This window comes from Streptococcus oralis (genome assembly GCF_964238205.1).
Lineage (GTDB): Bacteria > Bacillota > Bacilli > Lactobacillales > Streptococcaceae > Streptococcus > Streptococcus oralis_CZ.
In genome coordinates this window covers 297,445-319,802 of the sequence record NZ_CAXSLF010000001.1, presented here as the reverse complement: position 1 = coordinate 319,802, position 22,358 = coordinate 297,445, and the positions used below count along the sequence as shown (strand labels likewise).

At 34.3% G+C, this 22,358-nt stretch carries 29 protein-coding genes, 1 tRNA gene, 3 pseudogenes and 1 other annotated feature; of the genes and pseudogenes, 24 read left to right on the top strand and 9 right to left on the bottom strand.

Features of this window, described 5'->3' with window-relative positions; translation table 11 throughout:
• Positions 1-32: 32 nt before the first annotated feature.
• Positions 33-968, bottom strand: a complete 936-nt coding sequence (locus ACESOD_RS01685; RefSeq protein ID WP_070461034.1) for a DHH family phosphoesterase — start codon at positions 966-968, stop codon at positions 33-35.
• Between the two features lie 103 nt (positions 969-1,071).
• Here ACESOD_RS01685 and ACESOD_RS01680 point away from each other — a divergent pair, with 103 nt between their 5' ends.
• The 14 genes from ACESOD_RS01680 (at position 1,072) to ACESOD_RS01615 (ending at position 9,079) form a co-directional block, all read left to right on the top strand.
• Complete coding sequence (locus ACESOD_RS01680; RefSeq protein WP_001162134.1) at positions 1,072-1,515, top strand: flavodoxin; 444 nt, start codon at positions 1,072-1,074, stop codon at positions 1,513-1,515.
• A gap of 115 nt (positions 1,516-1,630) precedes the next feature.
• Positions 1,631-1,897 (top strand): chorismate mutase, encoded by a 267-nt coding sequence (locus ACESOD_RS01675; RefSeq protein ID WP_373093622.1) that lies wholly within the window; start codon positions 1,631-1,633, stop codon positions 1,895-1,897.
• Positions 1,894-2,268, top strand: coding sequence for a fluoride efflux transporter CrcB (crcB, locus tag ACESOD_RS01670; RefSeq protein WP_373093620.1), 375 nt, complete (start codon positions 1,894-1,896; stop codon positions 2,266-2,268). The genes ACESOD_RS01675 and crcB (ACESOD_RS01670) overlap by 4 nt, the downstream gene beginning before the upstream one ends.
• A complete protein-coding gene (gene crcB / locus ACESOD_RS01665) occupies positions 2,262-2,591 on the top strand; it encodes a fluoride efflux transporter CrcB (protein WP_045763448.1) in 330 nt (109 codons plus the stop codon). The genes crcB (ACESOD_RS01670) and crcB (ACESOD_RS01665) overlap by 7 nt, the downstream gene beginning before the upstream one ends.
• A gap of 118 nt (positions 2,592-2,709) precedes the next feature.
• A complete protein-coding gene (gene rplS, locus ACESOD_RS01660; RefSeq protein WP_001068670.1) occupies positions 2,710-3,057 on the top strand; it encodes a 50S ribosomal protein L19 in 348 nt (115 codons plus the stop codon).
• A gap of 42 nt (positions 3,058-3,099) precedes the next feature.
• Positions 3,100-3,171, top strand: a tRNA-Arg gene (locus ACESOD_RS01655).
• Between the two features lie 397 nt (positions 3,172-3,568).
• On the top strand, positions 3,569-3,682 hold the full coding sequence (locus tag ACESOD_RS01650) for a DNA adenine methylase (protein ID WP_223299874.1): 114 nt from the start codon (positions 3,569-3,571) through the stop codon (positions 3,680-3,682).
• 148 nt (positions 3,683-3,830) lie between these two features.
• On the top strand, positions 3,831-4,535 hold the full coding sequence (locus ACESOD_RS01645; protein WP_060955840.1) for a lantibiotic protection ABC transporter ATP-binding subunit: 705 nt from the start codon (positions 3,831-3,833) through the stop codon (positions 4,533-4,535).
• Positions 4,528-5,280 (top strand): ABC transporter permease, encoded by a 753-nt coding sequence (locus ACESOD_RS01640; RefSeq protein WP_070800577.1) that lies wholly within the window; start codon positions 4,528-4,530, stop codon positions 5,278-5,280. Before ACESOD_RS01645 ends, ACESOD_RS01640 begins: the two co-directional genes overlap by 8 nt.
• Position 5,281: 1 nt before the next feature.
• A complete protein-coding gene (locus ACESOD_RS01635) occupies positions 5,282-6,010 on the top strand; it encodes a hypothetical protein (RefSeq protein WP_373093617.1) in 729 nt (242 codons plus the stop codon).
• Between the two features lies 1 nt (position 6,011).
• Positions 6,012-6,680: a response regulator transcription factor gene (locus ACESOD_RS01630; RefSeq protein WP_060955837.1), complete on the top strand. Its 669-nt coding sequence runs from the start codon at positions 6,012-6,014 to the stop codon at positions 6,678-6,680.
• A complete protein-coding gene (locus ACESOD_RS01625) occupies positions 6,659-7,996 on the top strand; it encodes a sensor histidine kinase (RefSeq protein ID WP_373093615.1) in 1,338 nt (445 codons plus the stop codon). The genes ACESOD_RS01630 and ACESOD_RS01625 overlap by 22 nt, the downstream gene beginning before the upstream one ends.
• Before the next feature lie 512 nt (positions 7,997-8,508).
• Positions 8,509-8,787, top strand: coding sequence for a type II toxin-antitoxin system RelB/DinJ family antitoxin (locus tag ACESOD_RS01620; protein ID WP_060955835.1), 279 nt, complete (start codon positions 8,509-8,511; stop codon positions 8,785-8,787).
• A gap of 10 nt (positions 8,788-8,797) precedes the next feature.
• Positions 8,798-9,079 (top strand): hypothetical protein, encoded by a 282-nt coding sequence (locus ACESOD_RS01615; RefSeq protein WP_060955834.1) that lies wholly within the window; start codon positions 8,798-8,800, stop codon positions 9,077-9,079.
• Between the two features lie 20 nt (positions 9,080-9,099).
• Here ACESOD_RS01615 and ACESOD_RS01610 read toward each other — a convergent pair.
• Together ACESOD_RS01610 and ACESOD_RS01605 are read right to left on the bottom strand one after the other, a co-directional pair.
• Positions 9,100-9,276, bottom strand: a pseudogene (locus ACESOD_RS01610) (ImmA/IrrE family metallo-endopeptidase); the annotation flags it as partial.
• Between the two features lie 596 nt (positions 9,277-9,872).
• Positions 9,873-10,181, bottom strand: coding sequence for a YciI family protein (locus ACESOD_RS01605; RefSeq protein WP_373093613.1), 309 nt, complete (start codon positions 10,179-10,181; stop codon positions 9,873-9,875).
• Between the two features lie 87 nt (positions 10,182-10,268).
• Here ACESOD_RS01605 and ACESOD_RS01600 point away from each other — a divergent pair, with 87 nt between their 5' ends.
• Together ACESOD_RS01600 and ACESOD_RS01595 are read left to right on the top strand one after the other, a co-directional pair.
• Complete coding sequence (locus tag ACESOD_RS01600; RefSeq protein WP_373093611.1) at positions 10,269-10,586, top strand: winged helix-turn-helix transcriptional regulator; 318 nt, start codon at positions 10,269-10,271, stop codon at positions 10,584-10,586.
• Positions 10,587-10,708: 122 nt separating this feature from the next.
• Positions 10,709-10,840, top strand: a pseudogene (locus ACESOD_RS01595) (ABC transporter ATP-binding protein); the annotation flags it as partial.
• Positions 10,841-11,114: 274 nt separating this feature from the next.
• Here ACESOD_RS01595 and ACESOD_RS01590 read toward each other — a convergent pair.
• Together ACESOD_RS01590 and ACESOD_RS01585 are read right to left on the bottom strand one after the other, a co-directional pair.
• Complete coding sequence (locus tag ACESOD_RS01590; protein ID WP_373093609.1) at positions 11,115-12,479, bottom strand: sensor histidine kinase; 1,365 nt, start codon at positions 12,477-12,479, stop codon at positions 11,115-11,117.
• 2 nt (positions 12,480-12,481) lie between these two features.
• The gene (locus ACESOD_RS01585) at positions 12,482-13,180 is read right to left on the bottom strand and encodes a response regulator transcription factor (RefSeq protein WP_006149379.1); all 699 of its coding nucleotides are present in this window, start codon (positions 13,178-13,180) and stop codon (positions 12,482-12,484) included.
• A gap of 180 nt (positions 13,181-13,360) precedes the next feature.
• Between ACESOD_RS01585 and ACESOD_RS01580 the strand changes: the two genes are divergently transcribed.
• The 5 genes and pseudogenes from ACESOD_RS01580 to ACESOD_RS01560 all read left to right on the top strand — a co-directional run.
• Entirely contained in the window at positions 13,361-13,501 is a 141-nt protein-coding gene (locus ACESOD_RS01580) for a type A2 lanthipeptide (protein ID WP_006149380.1), read from the top strand.
• Positions 13,502-13,654: 153 nt separating this feature from the next.
• Entirely contained in the window at positions 13,655-14,566 is a 912-nt protein-coding gene (locus ACESOD_RS01575; RefSeq protein WP_006149382.1) for an ABC transporter ATP-binding protein, read from the top strand.
• A 5-nt stretch (positions 14,567-14,571) separates the two neighbouring features.
• Complete coding sequence (locus ACESOD_RS01570) at positions 14,572-15,321, top strand: ABC transporter permease (protein ID WP_029689695.1); 750 nt, start codon at positions 14,572-14,574, stop codon at positions 15,319-15,321.
• The gene (locus tag ACESOD_RS01565) at positions 15,318-16,046 is read left to right on the top strand and encodes an ABC transporter permease (protein WP_006149384.1); all 729 of its coding nucleotides are present in this window, start codon (positions 15,318-15,320) and stop codon (positions 16,044-16,046) included. Before ACESOD_RS01570 ends, ACESOD_RS01565 begins: the two co-directional genes overlap by 4 nt.
• A gap of 92 nt (positions 16,047-16,138) precedes the next feature.
• Positions 16,139-16,237 (top strand): annotated as a pseudogene (locus ACESOD_RS01560) (peptidylprolyl isomerase); the annotation flags it as partial.
• Positions 16,238-16,275: 38 nt separating this feature from the next.
• Here ACESOD_RS01560 and yidA read toward each other — a convergent pair.
• Positions 16,276-17,082 (bottom strand): sugar-phosphatase, encoded by an 807-nt coding sequence (gene yidA, locus ACESOD_RS01555; RefSeq protein WP_373093605.1) that lies wholly within the window; start codon positions 17,080-17,082, stop codon positions 16,276-16,278.
• 12 nt (positions 17,083-17,094) lie between these two features.
• Positions 17,095-18,399 (bottom strand): HD domain-containing protein, encoded by a 1,305-nt coding sequence (locus ACESOD_RS01550; RefSeq protein ID WP_373093603.1) that lies wholly within the window; start codon positions 18,397-18,399, stop codon positions 17,095-17,097.
• Between the two features lie 71 nt (positions 18,400-18,470).
• Between ACESOD_RS01550 and ACESOD_RS01545 the strand changes: the two genes are divergently transcribed.
• The gene (locus ACESOD_RS01545; protein WP_373093602.1) at positions 18,471-18,848 is read left to right on the top strand and encodes a DUF1934 domain-containing protein; all 378 of its coding nucleotides are present in this window, start codon (positions 18,471-18,473) and stop codon (positions 18,846-18,848) included.
• A 115-nt stretch (positions 18,849-18,963) separates the two neighbouring features.
• Here the strand turns inward: ACESOD_RS01545 and ACESOD_RS01540 are convergent, their stop codons facing one another.
• Positions 18,964-20,046 (bottom strand): DEAD/DEAH box helicase, encoded by a 1,083-nt coding sequence (locus ACESOD_RS01540; protein WP_373093600.1) that lies wholly within the window; start codon positions 20,044-20,046, stop codon positions 18,964-18,966.
• A complete protein-coding gene (locus ACESOD_RS01535; protein ID WP_373093599.1) occupies positions 20,043-21,020 on the bottom strand; it encodes a Gfo/Idh/MocA family protein in 978 nt (325 codons plus the stop codon). Before ACESOD_RS01535 ends, ACESOD_RS01540 begins: the two co-directional genes overlap by 4 nt.
• A gap of 145 nt (positions 21,021-21,165) precedes the next feature.
• On the opposite strand from ACESOD_RS01535, the gene ACESOD_RS01530 reads away from it, so the two are divergent.
• Entirely contained in the window at positions 21,166-21,852 is a 687-nt protein-coding gene (locus ACESOD_RS01530; protein ID WP_373093597.1) for a YoaK family protein, read from the top strand.
• A 64-nt stretch (positions 21,853-21,916) separates the two neighbouring features.
• Positions 21,917-22,003: a sequence feature (ribosomal protein L21 leader region), on the top strand.
• A 37-nt stretch (positions 22,004-22,040) separates the two neighbouring features.
• On the top strand, positions 22,041-22,355 hold the full coding sequence (gene rplU, locus ACESOD_RS01525; protein WP_000109141.1) for a 50S ribosomal protein L21: 315 nt from the start codon (positions 22,041-22,043) through the stop codon (positions 22,353-22,355).
• Positions 22,356-22,358: the final 3 nt, after the last annotated feature.

Below are 22,358 nucleotides of genomic sequence, written 5' to 3'. Positions count from 1 at the left end.
ACAGATTATGCTAAGTTTGGCAAGCTTTTTATCTATTTTTTCAGTAAGTTTTTTAATTTTTGGTAGATGACTTCATTTTCCTCTAGGCTATAGGAGTTAGCACCACTTGCAAGTGGGTGACCACCACCATCATGTTCTTTTGCAACACCATTGATTGGAACGAATTTACTGCGAAGTCGAACGCGATAGTGGCCATCTGCTTGTTCCACAAATATTCCCCAAAGGTTAACAGTATCAATACGACCTGGAGCACCAACAATGGCTGCTGTTTCTGCGTCTGTTACTTGATATGTTTTTAGAATTTCTTGAGTCAGAATGACACGCGCAACACCGTTTTCATCAACTTCTAAGTGATCATAGACATAACCTTGAAGTTTAGCAATTTTAAAGCTCATGGTGTCCATTTTACGTGCTAATTCAGCATAGTCAAAGTTATGTTCTCTTAGTTTACTAGCAATTCGAAGGGTACGAGCAGAAGTGGACGGATAAAGGAAACGGCCTGTGTCACCAATAATTCCAGCACAGAGCATTTTAGCTGCATAGTCAGATAATTCAAGATTAGTTGCTTCAGCAAAGAGAGCAATCATCTCACTGGCACTGCTTGAGTTGGTATCTACCCAAACAAGATCTCCGTAGACTTCGTCATTTGGATGGTGGTCAATTTTAATAATGGTTTCAGCATTGATATAACGTTTATCATCGATACGAGCAGTATTTGCTGTATCACAAATGATAGCAAGCGCCCCTTGATAATCTTTGTCTTCTACCTGATCCATCTTTGTAAGCCATGTTAGGGTAGGTTCATCATAACCGACTACCTTGATTTTTTTTTCTGGGAAATGATGTTCCAGAAGTGCTTTGAGTCCAACCTGACTTCCTAAGGCATCAGGATCGGGTTTCATGTGACGGTGAATGATAATGGTATCGTATGCTTTAATTTTTTCTAAAATTTGATGGCAAATTTCCATAAGTAACCTCAATTCTTTCTTATTTCATTGTAGCACAAGAGTTTTTATTTTTAAAATGAAAAAGATGTGATATAATGGAGGAAGATAAATTGAGGAGGACGATATGGCATTAGCAAAAATTGTATTTGCCAGTATGACCGGTAATACCGAAGAAATTGCAGATATTGTAGCAGATAAATTGCGTGAGTTGGGCTTAGAGGTAGATGTTGATGAGTGTACAACTGTTGACGCATCTGACTTTCTTGAAGCAGATATCGCAATCGTTGCAACCTACACTTATGGTGATGGAGAGTTACCAGATGAGATGATGGACTTCTACGAAGATCTAGCAGATCTTAATTTGAGTGGCAAGATCTACGGTGTGGTAGGATCAGGCGATACTTTCTACGATGAGTTCTGTAAAGCTGTTGATGACTTTGATCGTGTATTTGTGGCAACAGGAGCTGAAAAGGGATCAGAGTGCGTCAAAGTGGATCTCTCTGCAGAAGAAGAAGATATCGAACGCTTGGAACAATTTGCAGAAGAATTGGCTGCTAAAGTAGGATAAGCATGAAGTTGCACTGATGAAAGTTGTCAGTGCAGTTTTTGTTAGTTGTTCCTAAAAATGTACCATTCCATCTAGAAGATTTTTGCTAAAATCATTCAAATAAAAAGGAGACTCTATGGATTTAGATATTATTAGACAAGAAATCGATCAAATTGATGATCAAATCGTGAAGCTCTTGGAAGAAAGAATGCATCTTGTGGAAGGCGTAGTTGCTTATAAAAAGGCTTCAGGAAAACCGATTTTGGACACCAAAAGAGAAGAAGCTATCTTTGAAAAAGTCAGAAGTCGTGTCAGCAATAAAAAATACGCAGAGACAATTGTCGCGACTTTTTCAGACATTCTCAAACGTTCGCGCGATTATCAGGATAAAAACATCAAATGAAAAAAGAACAATTTTACCCACTAGGAATCTTTCTAGCTGCCATGCTAGGAGGTCTTGTCCGTTATTTGATTTCCAAATGGTTGCCAACCAGTCCAGCTTTTCCATGGGGAACACTAGTCGTCAACTATCTAGGAATTTTCTGTTTAGTCTATCTAGTCAAAGGTTATTTGGTTTATAAGGGGAGCAGTAAGGGTCTGATTTTAGCACTTGGTACTGGCTTTTGTGGCGGTTTGACCACTTTTTCTAGCCTCGTGTTAGATGCCATAAAATTGCTGGATACAGGTTCTTATCCAAGTCTGATAATTTATCTAGTTCTGAGCATTGGTGGAGGGCTTTTATTGGCTTATTGTTTAGGGAGGAAGAAATGGTAATCATGTATTTAGCACTTGCTTGTGGCGTTGGAGCGCTTGTTCGTTATTTCCTTTCTACCCTCAATCAAGAGAGAGTTTTACCATTAGGAACACTTCTAGCAAATCTTTTAGGTTGTTTTTTAATTGGTTTATTTTACAATTATGTAGAAGATAAAGAGCTCTATGCTATCCTTGCTACAGGCTTCTGTGGAGGTCTAACCACTTTTTCAACCTTGAATGATGAACTCCAAAAACTCTTAACTGATAAGAAGATCTTTTACAGATATTTTCTCTTAACCTACTTAGGTGGTTTAGTAGCAATTTTTTTAGGAATTTTACTGTAAATTTCTTTACTTTTTCTAAGAAATTTGGTAAACTGTATCTTGTGTGTAATGGACGCACAAAAATACAGTTTATCCGCTGAGGAAGCTTCCTCATGATTGACAAAGATAGGAGAATAAAATGAATCCATTAATCCAAAGCTTGACTGAAGGTCAACTTCGTACTGATATCCCATCATTCCGTCCTGGTGACACTGTTCGTGTACACGCGAAAGTTGTCGAAGGTAACCGTGAACGTGTTCAGATCTTTGAAGGTGTTGTTATTGCACGTAAAGGTGCTGGCATCTCAGAAAACTACACAGTTCGTAAAATCTCTAATGGTGTAGGCGTTGAACGTATCTTCCCAATCCACACTCCACGTGTTGAAAAGATCGAAGTTGTTCGTTACGGTAAAGTACGTCGTGCGAAATTGTACTACTTGCGTGCTCTTCAAGGTAAAGCAGCTCGTATCAAAGAAATCCGTCGTTAATTCGACCAAAAAACTCTGCTCATTCGGCAGAGTTTTTCTCTAGCTCCCTTAGTTCAATGGATATAACAACTCCCTCCTAAGGAGTAGTTGCAGGTTCGATTCCTGCAGGGGGCATTATAAGAAGCGTAAAGAAGCATAAAGAATATTTAAAGGTTTTATTTATAGGCAATCATCACAAATTATTTTTTAAAAATAGGATAGTATATTTATATTTTTTGACCAAAACTTGACCAAAATTTGACCAAATTTTGACCAAAAATTAGATTTAAGTTAATGGATATAGAATAAAGTAGATCAGGAAGCTGGTCTATTTTGTTTTGTATTTTTTACTTTGATTTTTTTAGTATTTGTGAATATACTGAATGAAAGTTCTAGTTTAAATATGATATAATTACAAGATAATGAAGTTATATAAAAAATGAAAAAAATAGACTTGTTGCCCCTGTTCTTAAATGGGTAGGGGGAAAAAGACAGTTAATTTCGGACATTGAACCTTTAATACCAAAAAAGGATTTCTACTTATGTAGAGCCTTTTATTGGTGGTAGTGCAATATTATTTCATCTTCAACCAAATAAGGCGATTATCAATGACTATAATCAAGAATTGCTGAAGGATTTTAGATAAAAGTATGGGGGAGTAAGTGAACAGAAGAGTTGCTTACTCCTTTTTAAAATTTATATATGCTTTTTGTTTTACAAAAAAAATAGAGTAATTATAATTTGGTTATTTTTTAGTATTAGAATTGATTACATAAGAAACGGAGGAACAATATATGGAAATTATGCTTGAAACAAGAAATTTAACAAAGAAAATCAAAGAACAAATGGTACTTGAAAATATATCAATTAAAGCAGAAAAAGGAAAGATATATGGACTATTAGGACCGAATGGTGCTGGGAAATCAACGCTATTAAAAATAATTACTAAAGTTATGAATTGTACATCAGGGGATATTTTTTTTGAAGGAAAAAGCATGTGTACACAAGACTTAAAAAAAGTTGGAGCTATCATAGAGCATCCTGCCATCTATCCAAATTTAACAGCATACGAAAACTTAGAAGTTTTAACAGTATTATTAAATATTGATAAAAGAAGAATTGATTATGTGTTAAAAACAGTTGGGTTAGAAAACACAAATAAAAAATTGGTAAAAAATTTTTCATTGGGGATGAAACAAAGACTTGGAATTGCAATGACACTAATAAATAATCCAGAATTATTGATACTTGATGAACCAACTAATGGACTAGATCCTTTGGGAATTCAAGAGTTAAGAGAAATGATAAAAGAGTTTTCTAAAAAAGGGATTACAGTCATTATTTCAAGTCATATTTTGAGTGAGATTCAACAGATAGCAGATAGGATAGGGATTATTAATAATGGGCATCTCATTTATGAAGCTAATAATTCTGATGAGATGGATTTGGAAAAATTGTTTTTAGAAATGATAAAAAAGGATGTGAAAAATAATGATTAGTTATATTAAAACAGAGTTAATGAAAGAAAAAAGATCTGCTAACTTAAAGTTAGGAATTATTGTGCCGATAATTTTTGTTTTATTTAATATAGCTATGATTAGTTTGATGGGGGAAAGCCCAGAAGGAAAAAGTTACATATTGGCAACTTCTTTTAATTGGTATCCACTTTTAATTCTCCCAATAGTTTTGAGCTTACTAGTTGTGAATATAAATGGTAAAGAAAAGAGCGAGCATATTGTTTTACAAAAAAGCAAAAATCTAAGTTTTACAAAAATAGAATTGGCAAAAAATATTATTATTGTAGCTGAATTATTTATTATTCTACTAATATCAACAATATTAATATTTACTGTTGCGACATTTTTTCTAGGTGAAAAAATATCTCTAAGTCAATTAATTATAGCTACTATTTGTCTTTTTATTGGAAGTTTACCGATTGTTGCTTTATCTTTTTTGATATATGGACTTACAAAAAAGAAAGCTGTTCTTATATTGTTGAATTTTGTGTTGACATTCCCATCGGCTGTGATTGCAGTAACAAAAAATTGGATTTTATTTCCATGGTCATATAACTTGCGAATGCTTAGTCCAGTTGTTGGAGTACATCCAAATGGTACTTTTCTTGAGACTGGCTCTACACTAATGAATATGGATGCAACATACTTAGGATTGATTTTAAGTATTGCGGTCTATGTAGTCGTATTAACATTAAGTCTTCTAATTAACAACAAAAGGAGTAAATGAAGTGTATAATATGATATCATCATACTGGCTTAGAAGTAGAAGGACACCAGTAAGACTAATGACTTTTTTATGCCCAATCCTATTTTCTTTGATTTATGGTATTTATTCGATTAATTCAAAAGGATTAATAGGGAAAGAAATGGGAGTGTTCTTTTGCACATATATAATTTTAGCAAATTTTTCAATGTGTTTTTATATACCAATGATATATGAGGTTGATAAGGTAGCTGGGAATTTTGCAAATGATTTAAGGACTGGGATTAGTAGGAATAAAATATTCTTTTCTAAATCTATTTATATCTCTATATTACTATTTATAATTGAATTTATATCTATCTTGGTAATGATATTAATAGGGTTTGGAAAAGTTGAGTTTGATTATATAAGTACAGTTTTATGCTTTTTGATTGGTACAATTATGCTGATGCCAATGATTCCTGTTTATCAATTTTTAAGTTTGAAATTAGGTTTTTCTGGTAGTATACTAATCGGAATTTTTTTAACATTATCAGGTATTTTGTTAGGTACCACAGAATTAGGCGGTAATATTTGGTATTTATTACCTTTTGTTTGGCCGATAAAACTTATTTTTGCTTATACAAGTCATGAAGTTACAAGTCATGTTATTTTGATGTTTTTAGCATTATCAGTAATTATTACTGTATTGTTTATAGGCGTATTTAATATTTGGTATAATAGATGGGATGGTATTAATAAAATGGAGGAGTAGAATGAATTTATTAATCATAGATGATGATAAAGATTTATTACGACTTTTAGAGTTGACTTTTAAAAAAGAATATAATGTCGACCTTTGTGATTCAGCTGAAAAAATTGTTCCTGAACAGCTGGTTAAATATAATTTGATTATTCTTGATGTCATGATGGATAAAATGGATGGATTTGAGTTTTTATCACGATATAGAGAATTGATAGATGCACCGATTATCTTGTTGACGGCTAAAAGTTTTGAAAAGGACAAGATAGAGGGATTTGCCTTAGGCGCAGATGATTATGTTACAAAGCCATTTTCTGTATCTGAAATAAGGGCGAGGGTTGCAGCACATATTAGAAGAGAAAATAGAGATAAGCATAGTAGAATAATTGATTATCCAATTTCTTGTGACTTATTGTCTAAAAAAATATATTTCAAGGAAGATGAAATTACTCTTACCAAAAGTGAATATGAAATATGCGAATTACTTTTAAAAAATAGAAACCAGGTTTTTACTAAAGAAAAGATTTATACAACAATTTATGGATATGATGCTGAAGGTGATAGTTCAACTTCTATTACAGAAAGAATAAAAAAAATAAGAGAAAAATTTGCTGGATTTCATATAGATCCAGTTAAAACTATTTGGGGAGTAGGTTATCAATGGGAACTAAAAAAAGTTTAACCTATTTAATTAGTAAATTTGCAATTTTAGAATTGTTTTTTGTACTATTTATGAGTTTATTTTCCTATATGCCTCTAAACGTCTTAATTAACACTGGGGTAGTATATCCTGCAAATTATGCTGAAAGACATTCTGATACAGTAAAATATGAGTTTCAAAAAGAGGATTGGGAAATTGATAAAATACCATTTTTTTATGAATATCAATTAAGAGATAATGGAGAAATTATAGAAAATACGATTGATGAACGCTATAATCAAAAAATAAGTGAGGCATTGCAAGAAGGAAAATCTTCAAAGGAACACATAATAGGTTCAGATGTATTTAAGGCTTTTAAAAATGGTAATAAAGATTTGATCATAAAATATAAAATTAGTGCTATACCTACCAATCCAAATGTATACAAAATAATTGGAAATTTTGAATTGGTGTATTTTACAAGCATGTTTTGTCTGTGGCTAATTGGATTTATTTATTTAATAAGTAATTTGACAAGGAAATTAAGGAGTGAAATTAGAAAGATATCCAAGGCTAATGAAAATATTGAAAAATTACAATTAGAATTTGAAAGAGAGTATTCTGATTATACAGAAATTTCAGGAGTGTTAGATTCTATAGATAGTATGGCAAGGAGCTTAAAGGCATCATTAGAAAAACAATGGAATATGCAGATGACACAAAAAGAAATGATTCAATCGATTACTCATGATGTGAGGACTCCGATTACTCTAATTAAGGGGAGTATAGAATTATTAAAAGAAGATCAAGAAAATGTTCTTGAAAGAGCAGAAGATGCTTTAAATGGAGTGGAGAGATTGGAATCTTTTCTAAAAAAACTAAATGATTTTTCTGATTTGATGGAAGCTCCAAAGGAAGTTGTATCAAAAGAAGTTTTAGACGATTGGATAAAAATTGTGACTAGTATTTGTAAACTTAAGGGTTTTAGCTTGTCAATTCTTTCACATGATGCAAGTAATATTAAATTAGATAAAAATTCAATTTCTATTGCGTTACAAAATTTAGTAAATAATGCAATTGAGAATTCTTCAGTGGGTTCAACTATATTTATCGGTTTTTATGATGATATAGATGATTATACTATTGTTGTCAGGGATCAAGGCGATGGATTTAATGATGATATTCTTTATGATTTAAGGGAAAAATATGTATCAACAAAAATGTATGATAATAATATACATGGTTTGGGACTTTCAATTGTTACGAAAATACTTGAAACTAACAAGGGACAATTGTTACTAAATAATTACGATGATCAAGGTAATGGTGCTGAAGTTAAAATGGTATTTAAAAAGTAAGCATATTTTAAAAAATTAATAAATCTGGTTACCAAGAGGGATAAATTTTCACTATTAAAGTGTAGAGGGAAATTTATCCTTTTTGCTTTTGAGGTATAAGAAAAATCTATTCCGTTATTAAGCAAAAAATCCTACATAGCAGAAAGCTAATTGATTTTTGACAACTGAATAGACCAAGGTGGGACGTTATCCATTTGTGGAGAATTATGATCTACTCCAAGACTTTTTTGCTTAGAAATTGGTTTAAATGAATACTGATAAGTGCCAAGAATAAAAGAAAAAGAGCGATAAATAGGAATACATAAAGAATAAAAGTATATTTTTTAATAGTTAATAATATACTTTTTAAACCAATAAATTGTTAGTTTCTGTTTAAATATTTGTTTAGTAAATATAGAATAAAGTAGATCAGTAAGTTGGTCTATTTTATTTTGTGTTTAATAGGTACTAAAACTCGAATTGTATATCTAAAAGTGATACAATAGATATACAAGAGTAAAAGGAGAATTGATATGTCACAAATTGCTGTTAGAGTAGATGATGATTTAAAAAAAGAAGCAACTGCGATTTTTAATGAATTAGGTTTGGATATGTCAACTGCTGTAAAATTATTTTTAAAACAAAGTGTTTTAACAAAAAGTATTCCCTTTAAACTTGCTTTAGATGAATATTCAAAAGATGAAGTAGAGCAAGCAAAGAAAGATATTCAAAGGTTAGTAAATGAAAAATCAGAAGTTGTAAAACTTGATTTTAAAAGAAAAGAAGATGTTGATGTATTTTTTAATGATTAGGAGATAGAAAATGGAAATAAAAAATGTGAGTTATTATAATTCTGTACCTCAATTTCTAAAACCAAAATTGAATTATTTTTTAAGAGATTTTTTAAATGATTATTCAGATCAATTAGATGAATTGGAAGCTGGTTCAGAATTTGATTCTGAAATTGAATATGAAGGAGATTTAGAAATATATTTTGTTAAATTTGTATTTAATAAAAAAGGTGGGGGAATTTTTGGTAATTCTGAAAGTGAGTTAGATATTTATTGCAATAATGAGCTCTGTTTAACTGCTAAATTGGGATAAAATGAAAAAAAACACTATCATTAGATAGTGTTATTTTTTTTGTTTTCATTATAAAATTGTGTTGCTATTTCTTTAACGTAGTTTTCATATTTTGAAGGAATATCAGCATTTTTGAGATAGTCCTGATAATTGAAGCTATCATCTATTGGATATTCGTTGTTAACTAAACTCATAAAATCAAGGATTCGTCCTTCTTTTTCGGCATTTTAAGAAAAGTAAAGAAAGACAAAGAAAATTCAAAATGCTTAATTGAAGGCAATTATCACAAGTTCATTTTTAAAAATAATTTAGTATTTTTAATTTTTTTGACCAAATCATGACCAAATTTTGACCAAAAATTATATTTTGTAAATGGCTAGAGAATAAAATGGATCATGAAAATGTCTTTGATTTATAGTAGTGTTAAAAAAGGACTTCCTTTATTGGAATGTCCTTATTTTTATTATGGAATTGACAAATGAGGTTAAGGTTCAGATCTATGAACTCAGAAAGCAAGTATAAAGATTCAAACAAGTTTCAAAAAATTTTGTGTTGATTTTTCTAGACTTAAGTACACGACAAAATCAATTGATCGTTATGGAATATAGAGCTTTAAAAATTCGAAGAATCGATACTATTCCACTGGGACAGGCAAAGGCAGTGGCTGTTTGAAATCGTTGTAATTTTGGTTTGAACGGTGTATTCATATTAGTAGTGTAACAAAAGAGCCTCTAGATAGCAACCGATACACTAATGAGGCTGGGTCACACTTTTTCAATGGCTCTACGCAGTATTGAGTAGACCTTGAGTTTCTTTATCTAATTTTATCCACTGGATTGTTCAGGACGGTTTTCAATTCAGGACAATATTTACTTACCTCAAATTCAATAATCTCATATTGAGCAATCTCATTTTGATAGAATGGATCGTGTGTAATGATTTCTTGAACGGCTTCTTTATTTTTAGCTCTCATGAGAATGATACCGCCGGTTCTTGGATTTTTTCTTCCAGATGCGATAAAAAGACCTTTTGTATAATACTGATTTAAAAAATCTATGTGTTTTTCTAAGTGTTTTTCAACTTCATCAAGGGATTTGATATAGGTAAGATTTACAATAAACATAAGTTACTCCTTTAAAATAAATGATAAAAAGATTATAATACTTTATAAACAAGTTGTATAGTAGGCACATTTTTGTAAGGAGAAAAAATGTTAACAAATAAAAATTGGAACTGTAGTATGTCTCGAGTCTTAGATGTGGTTGGTGGGAAATGGAGGATGAATATATTATGGGTTATAAACAAGCATAAGAAAGTTCGTTTCAATCAATTGAGAAGAGAAGTTGAAGGGATTACAACTATCAGTTTGACACGTGGATTAGATGTTTTAATAGAGAACCAATTGGTTGAGAAATATGATTATGAGTCTTTGCCTCTTCATACAGAATATGAGTTGACAGAAAAAGGTAAATCACTGATGCCGATTTTAAAGGACTTGAATCAATGGGGAAAAGAATGGTTGCATTAAATTTTCTTCTTTTTGTCACTTTCATCTTGCCACTTAGGTTCTCATTTTGACCGCTTATCCCAAAAGTCCGTTTTTTAAACGGCTTTTTTGCTAGACTGATACTGTCAAAAAGGAGAGAGAACATGATATTACAAGCTAAAAACATCAGTAAACGGTATGGAAATCATCTAGTGGTTGAACATATTCACCTACAGTTTGAAACGGGAAAGTTTAATGTGATTCTAGGATCAAATGGGGCGGGGAAATCAACGACTGAGAAATAAGGTTATTGACTCACTATTTATGGAAGTAGTTATTTAAGAGAGAAAGATGAGTTACCAAAAAGTTACTAAAATTTGAAAAATGAGTCTATTTTGCAAGATTCAGAAGTCCTAAAACCCTATTAAATCAGGGTTATAAGATTTAAAAAATGTATTCATAGAACTCTAAATCTTGCTTTGCTTGTCTTGGCGGGGTGGACAGGGTATAAGTGGAAGATAAGATGAATAAAATGGAGAAGACTCTAATGGTTCTTCTCCATTTTTTTATCTAATTAGTAATGTTGAAAATCGGAAGTGAAATGATACTTTCAAAGAATTCATTTTGGACACTAGCAAACGAAATAGAGCCCTGATGCAAATCAACAATTTGTTTTGAAATTTTTAGCCCAATTCCAGTCGTTCTAATTTTAGAAATATCAATATTTTTAAAAGATAATTCATTAAGTTCAGCAATTTTTTCTGGTGAAGCTCCCTGTCCATTATCTTTGATTTCGACAATTACATTTGTATCTTTTTTGTATAAGTGGATTCTTATTGTGCAACCCTTTTCGTTATGTAAAACAGAGTTGTAGATGATATTATGGATAACTCTTGTGATTAAAAACTGCTCAATCATGATAGATTGATTAACAAGTGAATAATCGTAATCAAATTCAAATTCAAAATCATTCCAGATTTCTTGATTTAAAATATGGATGAGAATGTCTTTGAAGAAGGGGATAATTTTTGTTTCAGTCTGATTTAATTGAAGATGACCGGATGAAAGGCGAGCTACTATATTTAAGTCATTTAAAACATTTTGGATGTAATAGGATTCCGTCAATATTGGACGAATATGTTTTTTAAACTGTGTATCTAGTTCAGAATCATTTAACAAGGACGCGTTAGAAATGATGACAGAAAGAGGTGTTTTGATATCGTGTGCAATACCTGAAATCCATTGCTCTTTAAAGACTTCATTCTCTTTGAGTAGAGTATCGGTTTGATTAATTGCAGTTGTAAGATATTCTAGTTCTGATATAGAATTTATTGGATTTTTTAAACCATATGGGAGATTCTGAATAGCAGTTACAAGAGGCACAATTTTACGATTGATATGCGTCACGCCATAGTAGTAAAGAAAAGCGAAATAAAGGCAGTTGAAAAGCAATACTCCAAATGCTACTAGTGGAAACAGGCGGAGACTATCTATATCTAAGTAATTAAAACTATAACGAGCAATTTTATCTTTTGGAAAACCAACAACAATGATGTATCCACCTTTTATCTGACTAAAAACAGGATAATCTGAAAGATAATAGCGAGAAAACTGTAAAATGTCCCCGTAGTCAAATTGCGAAGGAACTTCTGTAGGTTTATACTGTTCGTACACTTGTTTTCCAGTCTGCTTATCCAATACCATGAGCCATAACTTTTGTTCTTTTAGACTAGAAATATCATTTTCAGGTATGTGGACGTTATTATTTGTGATGGTAATGTGTTCAGAAATTATTTTCACAGTCTCAGTAGCAGTTTGCTTTTTACTAATGTAGAAAACAAAACTGGCAATTAGAATAATATTGGTAATAAAGATAATGATGGAAGAAAAGATAAATTTCTTTAGTGAATACCTTAAAATTTTGGTTTGATTCATAATCATGATAACAATTTATATCCTAGCCCTTTAGCTGTCTTTAAATATTGAGGTTTTGAAGGATTTTCTTCTATTTTTTCTCGAATTTTCCGAATATGTACAGTCAAAGAGTTTTCATAACCAAAGCTATCCACTCCCCAAATCGTATCACAGAGAGATTCGGTTGAAACGATGTAATTTTTATTATCGTAAAGTTTTTTCAAAATCTGAATTTCAATTGGCGTAATAGAAATTTCTGCTCCATTTTTTTGTACTGTTGCATTCCGAAAACTCACCAAAGTCTGTCCAATCTGTATTGTTTCCTGTTCTGATTTATAACTTCTACGGAGCAGAGCCATAATACGATAGATAAGATTTTTTGGAATGAAGGGTTTCATGATATAATCATCACCACCAGCATTGAAACCAGCTATCTCATCTTCAGGATTATTTTTGGCAGTCAGAAAGAGGATAGGAGTATCGCCTTTTTTTCGGATATGTTTTGCTAATGTGTAGCCATCCCCATCGGGTAGCATAATGTCCAAAAGGAAAAGGTCGAACTGCTCTATTTCAATCATGTCCAAACTAGATTCTATATCATAGGCTGATGTTAGATTGGAAAATCCGTAGGCAGTGAGAATATCTCTTATGGAAGAGTTTAAAATTTTGTCGTCATCAATGATAAGGATGTGCTTATTCAGGAGTTGTTGTTCGAAACTCATAATCTTACCTCGCTTATTTAAATTATACCATTTAAAAGAGTGAAAAAAAGAAAAATACTGTAATCTTAATGTAAAATTAAGGTTAGCTTAGTTTAAAATTAATCTTGCATGTCTATAATAAAGACATAACCTAGATAGAGATACTTCTCAAATTAATTTTAATCAGTGAGGTATTTCCAAATGGTTAAACAACAAATGAATCTCGTTGAGATTGAAGCAATGAATTCTCTTCAAGAATTGACTCTTGAAGAACTTGATAACGTTCTTGGTGCTGGTGGTGGAGTAATCCAAATCCATTTTATTCAGACAAAACAATGGTAATAGTGACTCACCAATTAGATATTGTGAATTATGTTGATTCTATCATTTTTGTTGATAAGAGTAGTAGAGATGTTATCAAAGATACTCATGATAATTTGATTCATGGAAATCAAAATTATAGAAAATTTTTTAGTTTAATGGAGGAAGTTCATAATGATTAGTAATGTTTTACAGATAAAAAACTTACAAAAGGAATTTAAGGACACTCAGGTAGTTAACCTTAGTTCCTTATCAGTTCAACAAGGTGAGATTTATGGTTTTCTAGGTCCAAATGGAGCTGGGAAAACAACCACCATGAAGATGATTTTGTCTTTGATTTCTCGTACAGCTGGGGATATTGAAGTGTTCGGTCAATCCATAGGTACGGACAAGCAGTATCTTAATCAGATTGGCTCTATGATTGAAGAACCGTCTTATTATCCTAATTTGACAGGCTATGAAAATCTCTTGGTTTTCCAAAAAATCCTTGGATTTGATAAGAAAAATATTCAGGAAACCTTGAAAATTGTTGGGTTAGATCAACCTAAAAACAAGAAAAAATTGGTTAAAGATTATTCTCTGGGTATGAAACAGCGTTTGGCTTTAGCCTTTGCCTTAGTCAAGAAACCGCGTTTGTTGATACTGGATGAACCAACTAACGGGCTAGACCCAGCAGGGATTCATGAAATTCGGGAACTGATTATCAAGTTGGCAAAAGAACAGGGCATTACTGTCTTCATCTCTACCCATATCCTTTCTGAAGTAGAGCATATCGCTGACCGTGTAGGGATTATCAATCATGGTCAACTCGTTTACGAGGGAGAAATTCGTAAAATTCAGTCCAATAAATGGCTGGAAGTGCGTGGGGATTTTAGAGGTCGACGTGAAGCCATTAGCCAAGTGTTATTTGGTTATCCGTGCAAGATGTTAGAAATACATGAGGATAAACTCAAGCTGACTAACCTTGCCGACCAGCAGATTTCTAGTTTGTTACGAGATTTAATAGTCGAGGAAGTTCCAATTTATGAAGTGAAGCAAGAACAAGAAACCTTGGAATCTATCTTCCTCAACTTAACCAAGGAGTGAGTCTTATGTTGAATAATTTGTCTATTGAATTGCTCAAGGCAAAACGAACCAAATCCTTCTTCATTATCATACTAGTTATGGGAGTCGGATTTGCTTGGGCAATTGCAGCCGCTACACGTTACCTAAGTAATCCAGACATGCACCAGATTAACCTAATTTTCTATATGATAAAAGAAGTAAATGGCTTGATTCTCCCTATCGTGATTGCTCTCTTTGTATCCCGGATTGTCAAGAACGAGAAGGAGGGCAACACTTTCAAACTGCTTTTGGCAAATGGTGAAAATGTACGGCATATCTTTCTGAGTAAGCTTGGCCTGACTATGTTCGTTTTGACCTTTCTCGCTATTTTGGAGGGAGTAGTAGTCCAGTTGATTGCAAACTTTTCTGGTCTAGAAATGCCTGTTAGCCTAATCCTCTGGCAAATCGTCATTTTCTTGCTAGCATCTTTTGTCTTAACCTGTCTGTTTTTGACTTTGCAGTTTTTACTGAAAAAGCAGGCATTGATAATGGCATTAGGGATTTTCGGAGGATTTCTTGGAGTTGGATTTGGTCATGCAACAGCTTTTCTACAGCTGATTTTCCCATTTGGTGGTATAGCATATCTGTCTCTGGTGGATTACCAGAAAGTCGCCAGTCAAGTGAGTTATGTTTTGGCGACAAACCTAGGATTTAAACTCTTTACATATTTGCCAATAGCCCTAATCTATCTCTTCTTATCTCTCTATCTAGTTGAAAAGAAAGGAGGCAAGCTATGATGTCTTATCTATCAGTAGAATGGCGGAAAACCCAAAAATTTTCCATGTTGATGATTGGTATTTTCTTCTTAGCTTTTTGTAGCCTGATTGGTCTTGGTATTTACTTAGGTGCAGCTTATTCTATGGTTGCAGAAAGTGAAAAAGTGCCTGTTTTATGGGGACAATTGACCTTCTATTATAGCCAGCTTTTCTTTCCGATTTTGGTCAGCATTTATGTAGCCATGATGTTAGGAAAAGAGTTTGATAGGAAAAATATTGAATTTCTCAGAGCTAATAATGTCAGTCTTGGGAAATTATTGTTGGCAAAAGAAATAGTAATTATCTTGTTTATTGCTGTTTTACAGTTGTTCTTGTTTGGTATTTTTTATGTCAGTGCTCACCTAATTCATTTAGAAATTTCTAATTTGTTCACCTACCTTAAGTGGGATTTATTGGGGATTTTTGGAACAATTAGTATGATGGCAGTACAGTTTTTTGTGACAGCTAAAACTCGTGTTTTTAGTAAATCTGTGGGAATTGGTTCTATTGGTACTTTCGTAGGATTCATGATGATTTTTGTATCTGATAAATTATCTTTAATCTATCCCTACTCCCAAGCTATGGTGGCAATGCGGTCACGGAATTTGATAGACTTTAATTTAGTGGAAATATTGCTGTTTATCATTGTAAATATTCTTCTGTGGGGGATTTTTCATACATTGAGTAATAAAGAATTGCATAAGTAATGCGAAGACTCTTCGGAGTCTTTTTCTTGTGATAAAAGCTCCAAGCTTTATCTGGTATGCTTGACCTAGTTTTTATAGAAAGAAGGTCTAAGATGTTAAATAAAGTCAAAACTAAATCCTTAATTAGTGTTGGAGCAGTGGCTGCAACTAGCTTTATTCTCTGCAATCTTGGCAGTAATCAGACATCAAAAACCGCTCTGCTGAGCGGTTTTTGATGTATCCATTTCTTCTACAACACCCAAGTTCGAATGGCATGAGCAACGCCTGATTCGTCATTAGATTTAGTGATGTATTTGGCGATTTTTTTGAGTTCTGGATTTCCGTTTTCCATAACAACGGGGTTACCAACAACTTCAAGCATGGCACGGTCATTTTCCTCGTCACCGATAGCCATAGTTTCATCCTTGTTCAAACCAAGTTTCTCAGCTAAGTGAGTGATAGCTGAACCCTTGTCTACACCCTTTTTGAGAAGTTCGAGGTAGAAAGGAGCAGATTTGTTGATAGAGTAGCGGTCGTAAAATTCTGCTGGAATCTTTTCAATCGCAGCATCAAGAATTTCCGGTTCATCGATAAACATACACTTGACGATTTCCTTATCAGCCATTTCTTCAGGTGTACGATAGAAGATGGGCATGCTGACGAGGGTTGATTCGTGAACAGTGTATTTTCCGATATTGCGATTGGCTGTGTAGATGCCATCCTTGGTAATAGCATGCATATGGACACCGAGCTTACGACTGATGAATTCCATATCTAGATAATCCTCGTAAGTCAAGGATTCGCTGATAATTTCATGACCTGTAGCGGTTTCTTGGACAAGGGCACCGTTGAAGGTCACTACATAGTCACCCTCATCTCTTAATTTCAAGTCGTCTAGAAGTTTGGCAACTCCTGCGATAGGGCGACCAGTTGCAATCATAACTTTGACACCAGCTGCTTTGGCATCTTGGATGGCAGAAAAGACTTGAGGAGTGATTTCCTTTTGGCTGTTGACAAGGGTTCCATCGATATCGACGGCGATTAGTTTAATACTCATATAGTTCCTCTTTTAGTTTTTATTTGGTTTAAAATGATCGTTTTCAATCAAGTGTAAAAATTGCTGGGTGGTGCTTGCAAAGATACTGTTTTGATCCAACATTTCTTTTGGGAAGTAGAAACGATTATCTCCGTGGCGACTGCCAGCAAGGGATTGAACGATAGGAGAAAGGCTAGAGAGTTCGGCTAGTTCTCCATTTTTTTGTATAATCTCAATCTGCGTTCGTGGGTTTTCAGATTCAGGGCGATAGATATCATAAGGAAGGTCAAAGTTCTTATGAATAGCTGTGTAATAGTCTGGCTCAAAGCCGATATCTTCTACCAGTTTTCTCATAGATGCAAGCTGTTCTTGATCTTCTTGTGAAAAGGTGATTGATTTAAAGACCTTGCGATTGACAAAGCGTTGTGACAGGTCAGCTAAAATCTTGTCAGAACTGGTCATCCATAGTTGGAAATAGGTATTCATAACTCCGTCATCCAAAGATAGATAGTCAGCTAAGCTAACATTTTTTTCAAAAAATGGCAGTAGATGTGGGGATGTCAGTGTAAAGAAGTCCTTGTTTCCTGGATAAAGTTCTTTAGCACGTTTCAAAAGATTCTGCAGAAGTACTTCCATAGCACGTGTTGCTGGATGGAAATATACCTGCATATACATTTGATAGCGACTAAGAACGTAGTCTTCGATGGCATGCATCCCGTTTCGTTGGAAAGCAATTCCGTTTTCGATAGGGCGAATAACTCGTAGGATACGTGTCAGGTCGAATTCTCCATAGGAAGCACCTGTAAAGTAGGAGTCTCGCAAGAGATAGTCCATGCGATCTGCATCGATTTGACTCGAAATCAATTGAACCACCTGCTTATTTGGATAAGTATGGTCTATAACACTAGCTACCTTTTCAGGGAAATCTGGAGCTACCTGTAAAAGAACCTGGTGAATCTCTGTTTCAGGGCTTTGGATAATTTCCTGCGTAATCGCCTCATGATCGGTATCAAAGAGATTTTCAAAGGTATGCGAGTAAGCACCATGTCCTAAGTCATGAAGGAGGGCTGCAGTCATGGTTAGGAGGGACTCCGAGGAATCCCATTCTTTAGGATACTTTTCCTCAAAAATCTCGGTAATGCGTCGTGAAATCTCGTAAACACCCAGACAGTGAGAGAAACGACTATGTTCTCCACCATGAAAGGTATAACTGGATGTTCCGAGCTGCTTGATACGACGAAGCCGTTGAAATTCTTTGGTATTGATTAAGTCATAGATAATCTGATTATCAACATGGATATAGTTGTGAACAGGGTCACGAAATACTTTTTCATTCATAAAACCATTATAGCAAAAAGCCACAGTTTTTGGTAAAATAGTAGGATAAGAGTGAAGAAAGAGGACTTGAAGTGAAGATTCGAATGAGAAATACCATCCAATTTGATGAACAATTGGAAGTGATCGACCAACTTTATGACGTTGAGTTACGTGAGAAAGGTGATTTTTCCTATCTCCTTTTTTACAATGAAGAGAAGGAAAAAGTGGTACTCAAGTTTAATGATACAGAGTTGGTGATGTCTCGATTTTCCAACCCTAAGACCATCATGCGTTTTCTGAAGGAAAATGATAGTTTAGCCTATATTCCTACACCAATGGGGATACAGGAGTTTATCATCCAAACAAGTCATTATCAAGTTGAACAACAAAAGATTGAGCTAGCCTATCAACTACAAAACAAAGAAGGAAATCCATTTGCGGACTATCGCTTAGAAATTACCTGGGGATAAAAAGTCGTTGGAGGAGAAATCGATAGACAAAGTCTCGATTTCCTAGTTCCAAATCAGCTAGCAGGCAAAATATTTTTACTAATAAAAAATGAGGTTGGGATTTTTATCCCAGCCTCTATTTGATATATAGTTCTTGATTTTTCAAAACAATTTCACGTACACTTGCAAATTTCTTAAGTTTTTTAAGATCTTCTGGATGTGTAACGAGGGTAATAACATATCCCTCTTTACCCATGCGTCCTGTCCGACCCGCACGGTGAGTGTAAGTTTCCGTGTCTCTAGGGACATCAAAATTAATCACGCATTCCAGGCTATCAATGTCGATACCACGAGCTAGAAGGTCTGTCGCAAGAAGTAGTGTTAGCTGATTATCTTTGAATTTTTCTAAGATAACTTTTCTAAATTTGACGTTGACATCGCTAGCTAGTGAAACAGCTAAAACATCACGATACTGCAATTTTTCCTCAGCACTTCCAAGATCTGACAAGTTATTGAAGAATACCAGTCCACGGAAGTCTTCGACATGTGCCAGTTTTCTAAGCATATCTACTCGATGACGTTGATCTACTTGCATGTAGAAGTGTTGAATGTTGTCCAACTTTTGATCAGAGAGATCGATGGTGCGCGTGTTAGGCGCAATCTTATCTTGATCAAACTTGGTAGTGGCACTCATATAGATGAGTTGGTGGTCGCGAGGTGCGTAGTGAGTAATCTTTTCTACAAAGTGGATTTGAGAGTCATCTAGCAACTGGTCAAACTCATCAAGTATAATAGTCTCCACATTCATCATCTTGATTTTTTTCAATTTGATCAGTTCAAAGATACGCCCAGGAGTTCCAATAAGGATTTCTGGGCCTTTTTTAAGTCGTTCGATTTGACGTTTCTGACTCGAACCAGAAAGGAATAGTTGAGCAGTCAAGCCAATTGCTTCACCCCAGGTTTTAGTTACCTCAAAAATCTGACCAGCCAGTTCAGTATTTGGTGCTAAAATCAATAGTTGCTGCGCTTTTTTCTTTTGGAGACGGAGAAGACTTGGCAGGAGATAAGCTAAAGTTTTTCCTGTACCAGTTGGACTGACTCCAAGGAGGGTTTGACCGTCTAAAATCGGATCAAAAAGCTGAGTTTGAATGGGGGTGAATTCTTGAAAGCCGAGTTGTTCGGTTAGCTCTAGCCATTCTGTAGGTAGTTTGGTTTTCATTTTTCTGCCTCAAATCTAATGCCAGCAGTCTGGCGCATGGTGTAAAGTAGCTTATGGACGTGTGTTGCATCATCCAACCAAGCTTGGTAAAGTTCTAGGTTTGGCTGCTTGATCATGTTAGCAAAAGCAGCGACCTCCTCAGTCATGGTGTGAGGTGCTTGCTGAATAGGTAGATGTGTTTCATTACCTTGATGATCAGTGAAAATAGCTGATCGAACGTGTTCGATAGTGTTGAGCGTCAGAGTTCCATCTGTTGTGTATATTTCACAAGGTAGATTAGAAGTAATATTTTTACCAGCCTTGATATGGACTTGATAACCGGGATAAGATAAGATACCATCTCCATTTAAATCAATGGTGTTGTCAAGTTGTTGAGCTTGATAGGACGCATCAAGTGCCTTTCCAAACAAGCGAACCGCAGCATAGATCGGATAAATTCCTAAGTCCATGAGAGCCCCACCAGCAAAACGGTCTGAAAAGACATTCGGAGTGTTTCCGGAAAGAAGGGCTGGCATCTTAGAAGAATACTTGGCATAGTTGAGGTCTGCACCTAAAACTTGCTTGTCTGCTAAAAAGTTTTTAATAACGGTGAAGGCTTCCTCATGATAGTTTCTTGCTGCTTCAAAGATAAAACGGTGATTTTCTTGAGCTATTTCAACTAAATCCTGCCATTCTTGTGGTTGAGTCACCGCTGGTTTTTCAAGGATAACATGTTTACCAGCAGATAAGGCCGTTTTAGACTGACTATAATGCAGAGAATTTGGACTTGCGATATAGACAACATCAAATTCAGACTGGAAGAAATCCTCTAAATTATCAAATAGACTAACATCTGTATAGGAACTAGCAAATTGCTGAGCAGTCGTGAGCTTTCTTGAATAAACAGCCACTAACTGGAATTCCTGACTAGTATGAGCAGCATCTATAAAGTGGTGACTGATTGCACCAGTACCGATAATACCGAGTTTAAGCATGAAATCTCCTTTTCTACAAGTAATGACTGCTTTCATTATATCACAGATAGACTAAACTAGCCAAAGGGAGACAATTCTTTTATTTGACACTTCGAATTTTCCTCAAAAAATGGTACAATAGATTCGGAAAAAATAGGAGTGTAGTATGAGATTATTACCTATGAGAAAAATTTCTCGTCATTCAAAAAGATTGGCGCTTTTTTTGACTTTTTGTGCGGGTTATGTAGATGCCTATACCTTTATCATACGTGGGAATACTCTAGTTGCAGGCCAAACGGGGAATGTCGTTTTCCTTTCCGTTGGTCTCATTCAAGACAATGTTTCAGATGCCAGTGCAAAGGTAATGACCTTGATTTCCTTTATGGTAGGTGTTTTCCTCTTGACAGTTTATAAAGAAAAGTTGAGGATTGTAAGAAAACCAATTCTATCCCTTATTCCACTAGCAATTTTATCTTTGATAATAGGATTTGTTCCCTTGACGGTTGATAATATATACATAGTACCACCGTTAGCATTTTGTATGGGACTTGTAACAACAGCATTCGGAGAAGTTTCAGGAATTGCATACAACAATGCTTTTATGACTGGTAATATCAAACGAACCATGTTAGCATTTGGGGAATATGTTCGCACAAAACATACTCCTTTTTTACGAGAAGGTCTTATCTTTGTCAGCCTACTATCTAGCTTTGTTCTCGGAGTTGTTGTATCAGCTTATCTGAGTATTTCTTATAAAGAAAAAACAATTTTAGGGATTCCAATCATGATGAGTGTTTTTTATCTAAGTATGCTTTTTGCATCTTGGAGGAAAAAAGTTGGAGAAAAAGTTTAAATTCGATGATAAATACTTGTCAAAAACTAGGAATCATGCTATACTTGAAGAGTTGACTATGCACGATCCTGTGCAACCGCACGAACATCGTTGCTTGATTTTCAAGTGTAAGTGGTTCGTCCCACGATGCTAGGCGAGTCTTCACAAAAAATACGGGGGGAACCCCAAAAAATCATAGGAGGTGCATAATGAGCACATACGCAATTATCAAAACTGGCGGAAAACAAGTTAAAGTTGAAGTTGGTCAAGCAGTTTACGTTGAAAAATTGAACGTTGAAGCTGGTCAAGAAGTTACTTTTAACGAAGTTGTTCTTGTTGGTGGTGAAAACACTGTTGTCGGAACTCCACTTGTTGCTGGAGCTACTGTAGTTGGAACTGTTGAAAAACAAGGAAAACAAAAGAAAGTTGTTACTTACAAGTACAAACCTAAAAAAGGTAGTCACCGTAAACAAGGTCACCGTCAACCATATACAAAAGTTGTCATCAACGCAATCAACGCTTAATTT

What these genes read in the sequence shown, in the direction of transcription:
- ACESOD_RS01685 (WP_070461034.1), bottom strand. Translation starts at nt 968, where the DNA reads ATGGAAATTTGCCATCAAATTTTAGAAAAAATTAAAGCATACGATACC.
- ACESOD_RS01680 (WP_001162134.1), top strand. Translation starts at nt 1,072, where the DNA reads ATGGCATTAGCAAAAATTGTATTTGCCAGTATGACCGGTAATACCGAA.
- ACESOD_RS01675 (WP_373093622.1), top strand. Translation starts at nt 1,631, where the DNA reads ATGGATTTAGATATTATTAGACAAGAAATCGATCAAATTGATGATCAA.
- crcB (WP_373093620.1), top strand. Translation starts at nt 1,894, where the DNA reads ATGAAAAAAGAACAATTTTACCCACTAGGAATCTTTCTAGCTGCCATG.
- crcB (WP_045763448.1), top strand. Translation starts at nt 2,262, where the DNA reads ATGGTAATCATGTATTTAGCACTTGCTTGTGGCGTTGGAGCGCTTGTT.
- rplS (WP_001068670.1), top strand. Translation starts at nt 2,710, where the DNA reads ATGAATCCATTAATCCAAAGCTTGACTGAAGGTCAACTTCGTACTGAT.
- ACESOD_RS01645 (WP_060955840.1), top strand. Translation starts at nt 3,831, where the DNA reads ATGGAAATTATGCTTGAAACAAGAAATTTAACAAAGAAAATCAAAGAA.
- ACESOD_RS01640 (WP_070800577.1), top strand. Translation starts at nt 4,528, where the DNA reads ATGATTAGTTATATTAAAACAGAGTTAATGAAAGAAAAAAGATCTGCT.
- ACESOD_RS01630 (WP_060955837.1), top strand. Translation starts at nt 6,012, where the DNA reads ATGAATTTATTAATCATAGATGATGATAAAGATTTATTACGACTTTTA.
- ACESOD_RS01625 (WP_373093615.1), top strand. Translation starts at nt 6,659, where the DNA reads ATGGGAACTAAAAAAAGTTTAACCTATTTAATTAGTAAATTTGCAATT.
- ACESOD_RS01620 (WP_060955835.1), top strand. Translation starts at nt 8,509, where the DNA reads ATGTCACAAATTGCTGTTAGAGTAGATGATGATTTAAAAAAAGAAGCA.
- ACESOD_RS01615 (WP_060955834.1), top strand. Translation starts at nt 8,798, where the DNA reads ATGGAAATAAAAAATGTGAGTTATTATAATTCTGTACCTCAATTTCTA.
- ACESOD_RS01605 (WP_373093613.1), bottom strand. Translation starts at nt 10,181, where the DNA reads ATGTTTATTGTAAATCTTACCTATATCAAATCCCTTGATGAAGTTGAA.
- ACESOD_RS01600 (WP_373093611.1), top strand. Translation starts at nt 10,269, where the DNA reads ATGTTAACAAATAAAAATTGGAACTGTAGTATGTCTCGAGTCTTAGAT.
- ACESOD_RS01590 (WP_373093609.1), bottom strand. Translation starts at nt 12,479, where the DNA reads ATGAATCAAACCAAAATTTTAAGGTATTCACTAAAGAAATTTATCTTT.
- ACESOD_RS01585 (WP_006149379.1), bottom strand. Translation starts at nt 13,180, where the DNA reads ATGAGTTTCGAACAACAACTCCTGAATAAGCACATCCTTATCATTGAT.
- ACESOD_RS01580 (WP_006149380.1), top strand. Translation starts at nt 13,361, where the DNA reads ATGGTTAAACAACAAATGAATCTCGTTGAGATTGAAGCAATGAATTCT.
- ACESOD_RS01575 (WP_006149382.1), top strand. Translation starts at nt 13,655, where the DNA reads ATGATTAGTAATGTTTTACAGATAAAAAACTTACAAAAGGAATTTAAG.
- ACESOD_RS01570 (WP_029689695.1), top strand. Translation starts at nt 14,572, where the DNA reads ATGTTGAATAATTTGTCTATTGAATTGCTCAAGGCAAAACGAACCAAA.
- ACESOD_RS01565 (WP_006149384.1), top strand. Translation starts at nt 15,318, where the DNA reads ATGATGTCTTATCTATCAGTAGAATGGCGGAAAACCCAAAAATTTTCC.
- yidA (WP_373093605.1), bottom strand. Translation starts at nt 17,082, where the DNA reads ATGAGTATTAAACTAATCGCCGTCGATATCGATGGAACCCTTGTCAAC.
- ACESOD_RS01550 (WP_373093603.1), bottom strand. Translation starts at nt 18,399, where the DNA reads ATGAATGAAAAAGTATTTCGTGACCCTGTTCACAACTATATCCATGTT.
- ACESOD_RS01540 (WP_373093600.1), bottom strand. Translation starts at nt 20,046, where the DNA reads ATGAAAACCAAACTACCTACAGAATGGCTAGAGCTAACCGAACAACTC.
- ACESOD_RS01535 (WP_373093599.1), bottom strand. Translation starts at nt 21,020, where the DNA reads ATGCTTAAACTCGGTATTATCGGTACTGGTGCAATCAGTCACCACTTT.
- ACESOD_RS01530 (WP_373093597.1), top strand. Translation starts at nt 21,166, where the DNA reads ATGAGATTATTACCTATGAGAAAAATTTCTCGTCATTCAAAAAGATTG.
- rplU (WP_000109141.1), top strand. Translation starts at nt 22,041, where the DNA reads ATGAGCACATACGCAATTATCAAAACTGGCGGAAAACAAGTTAAAGTT.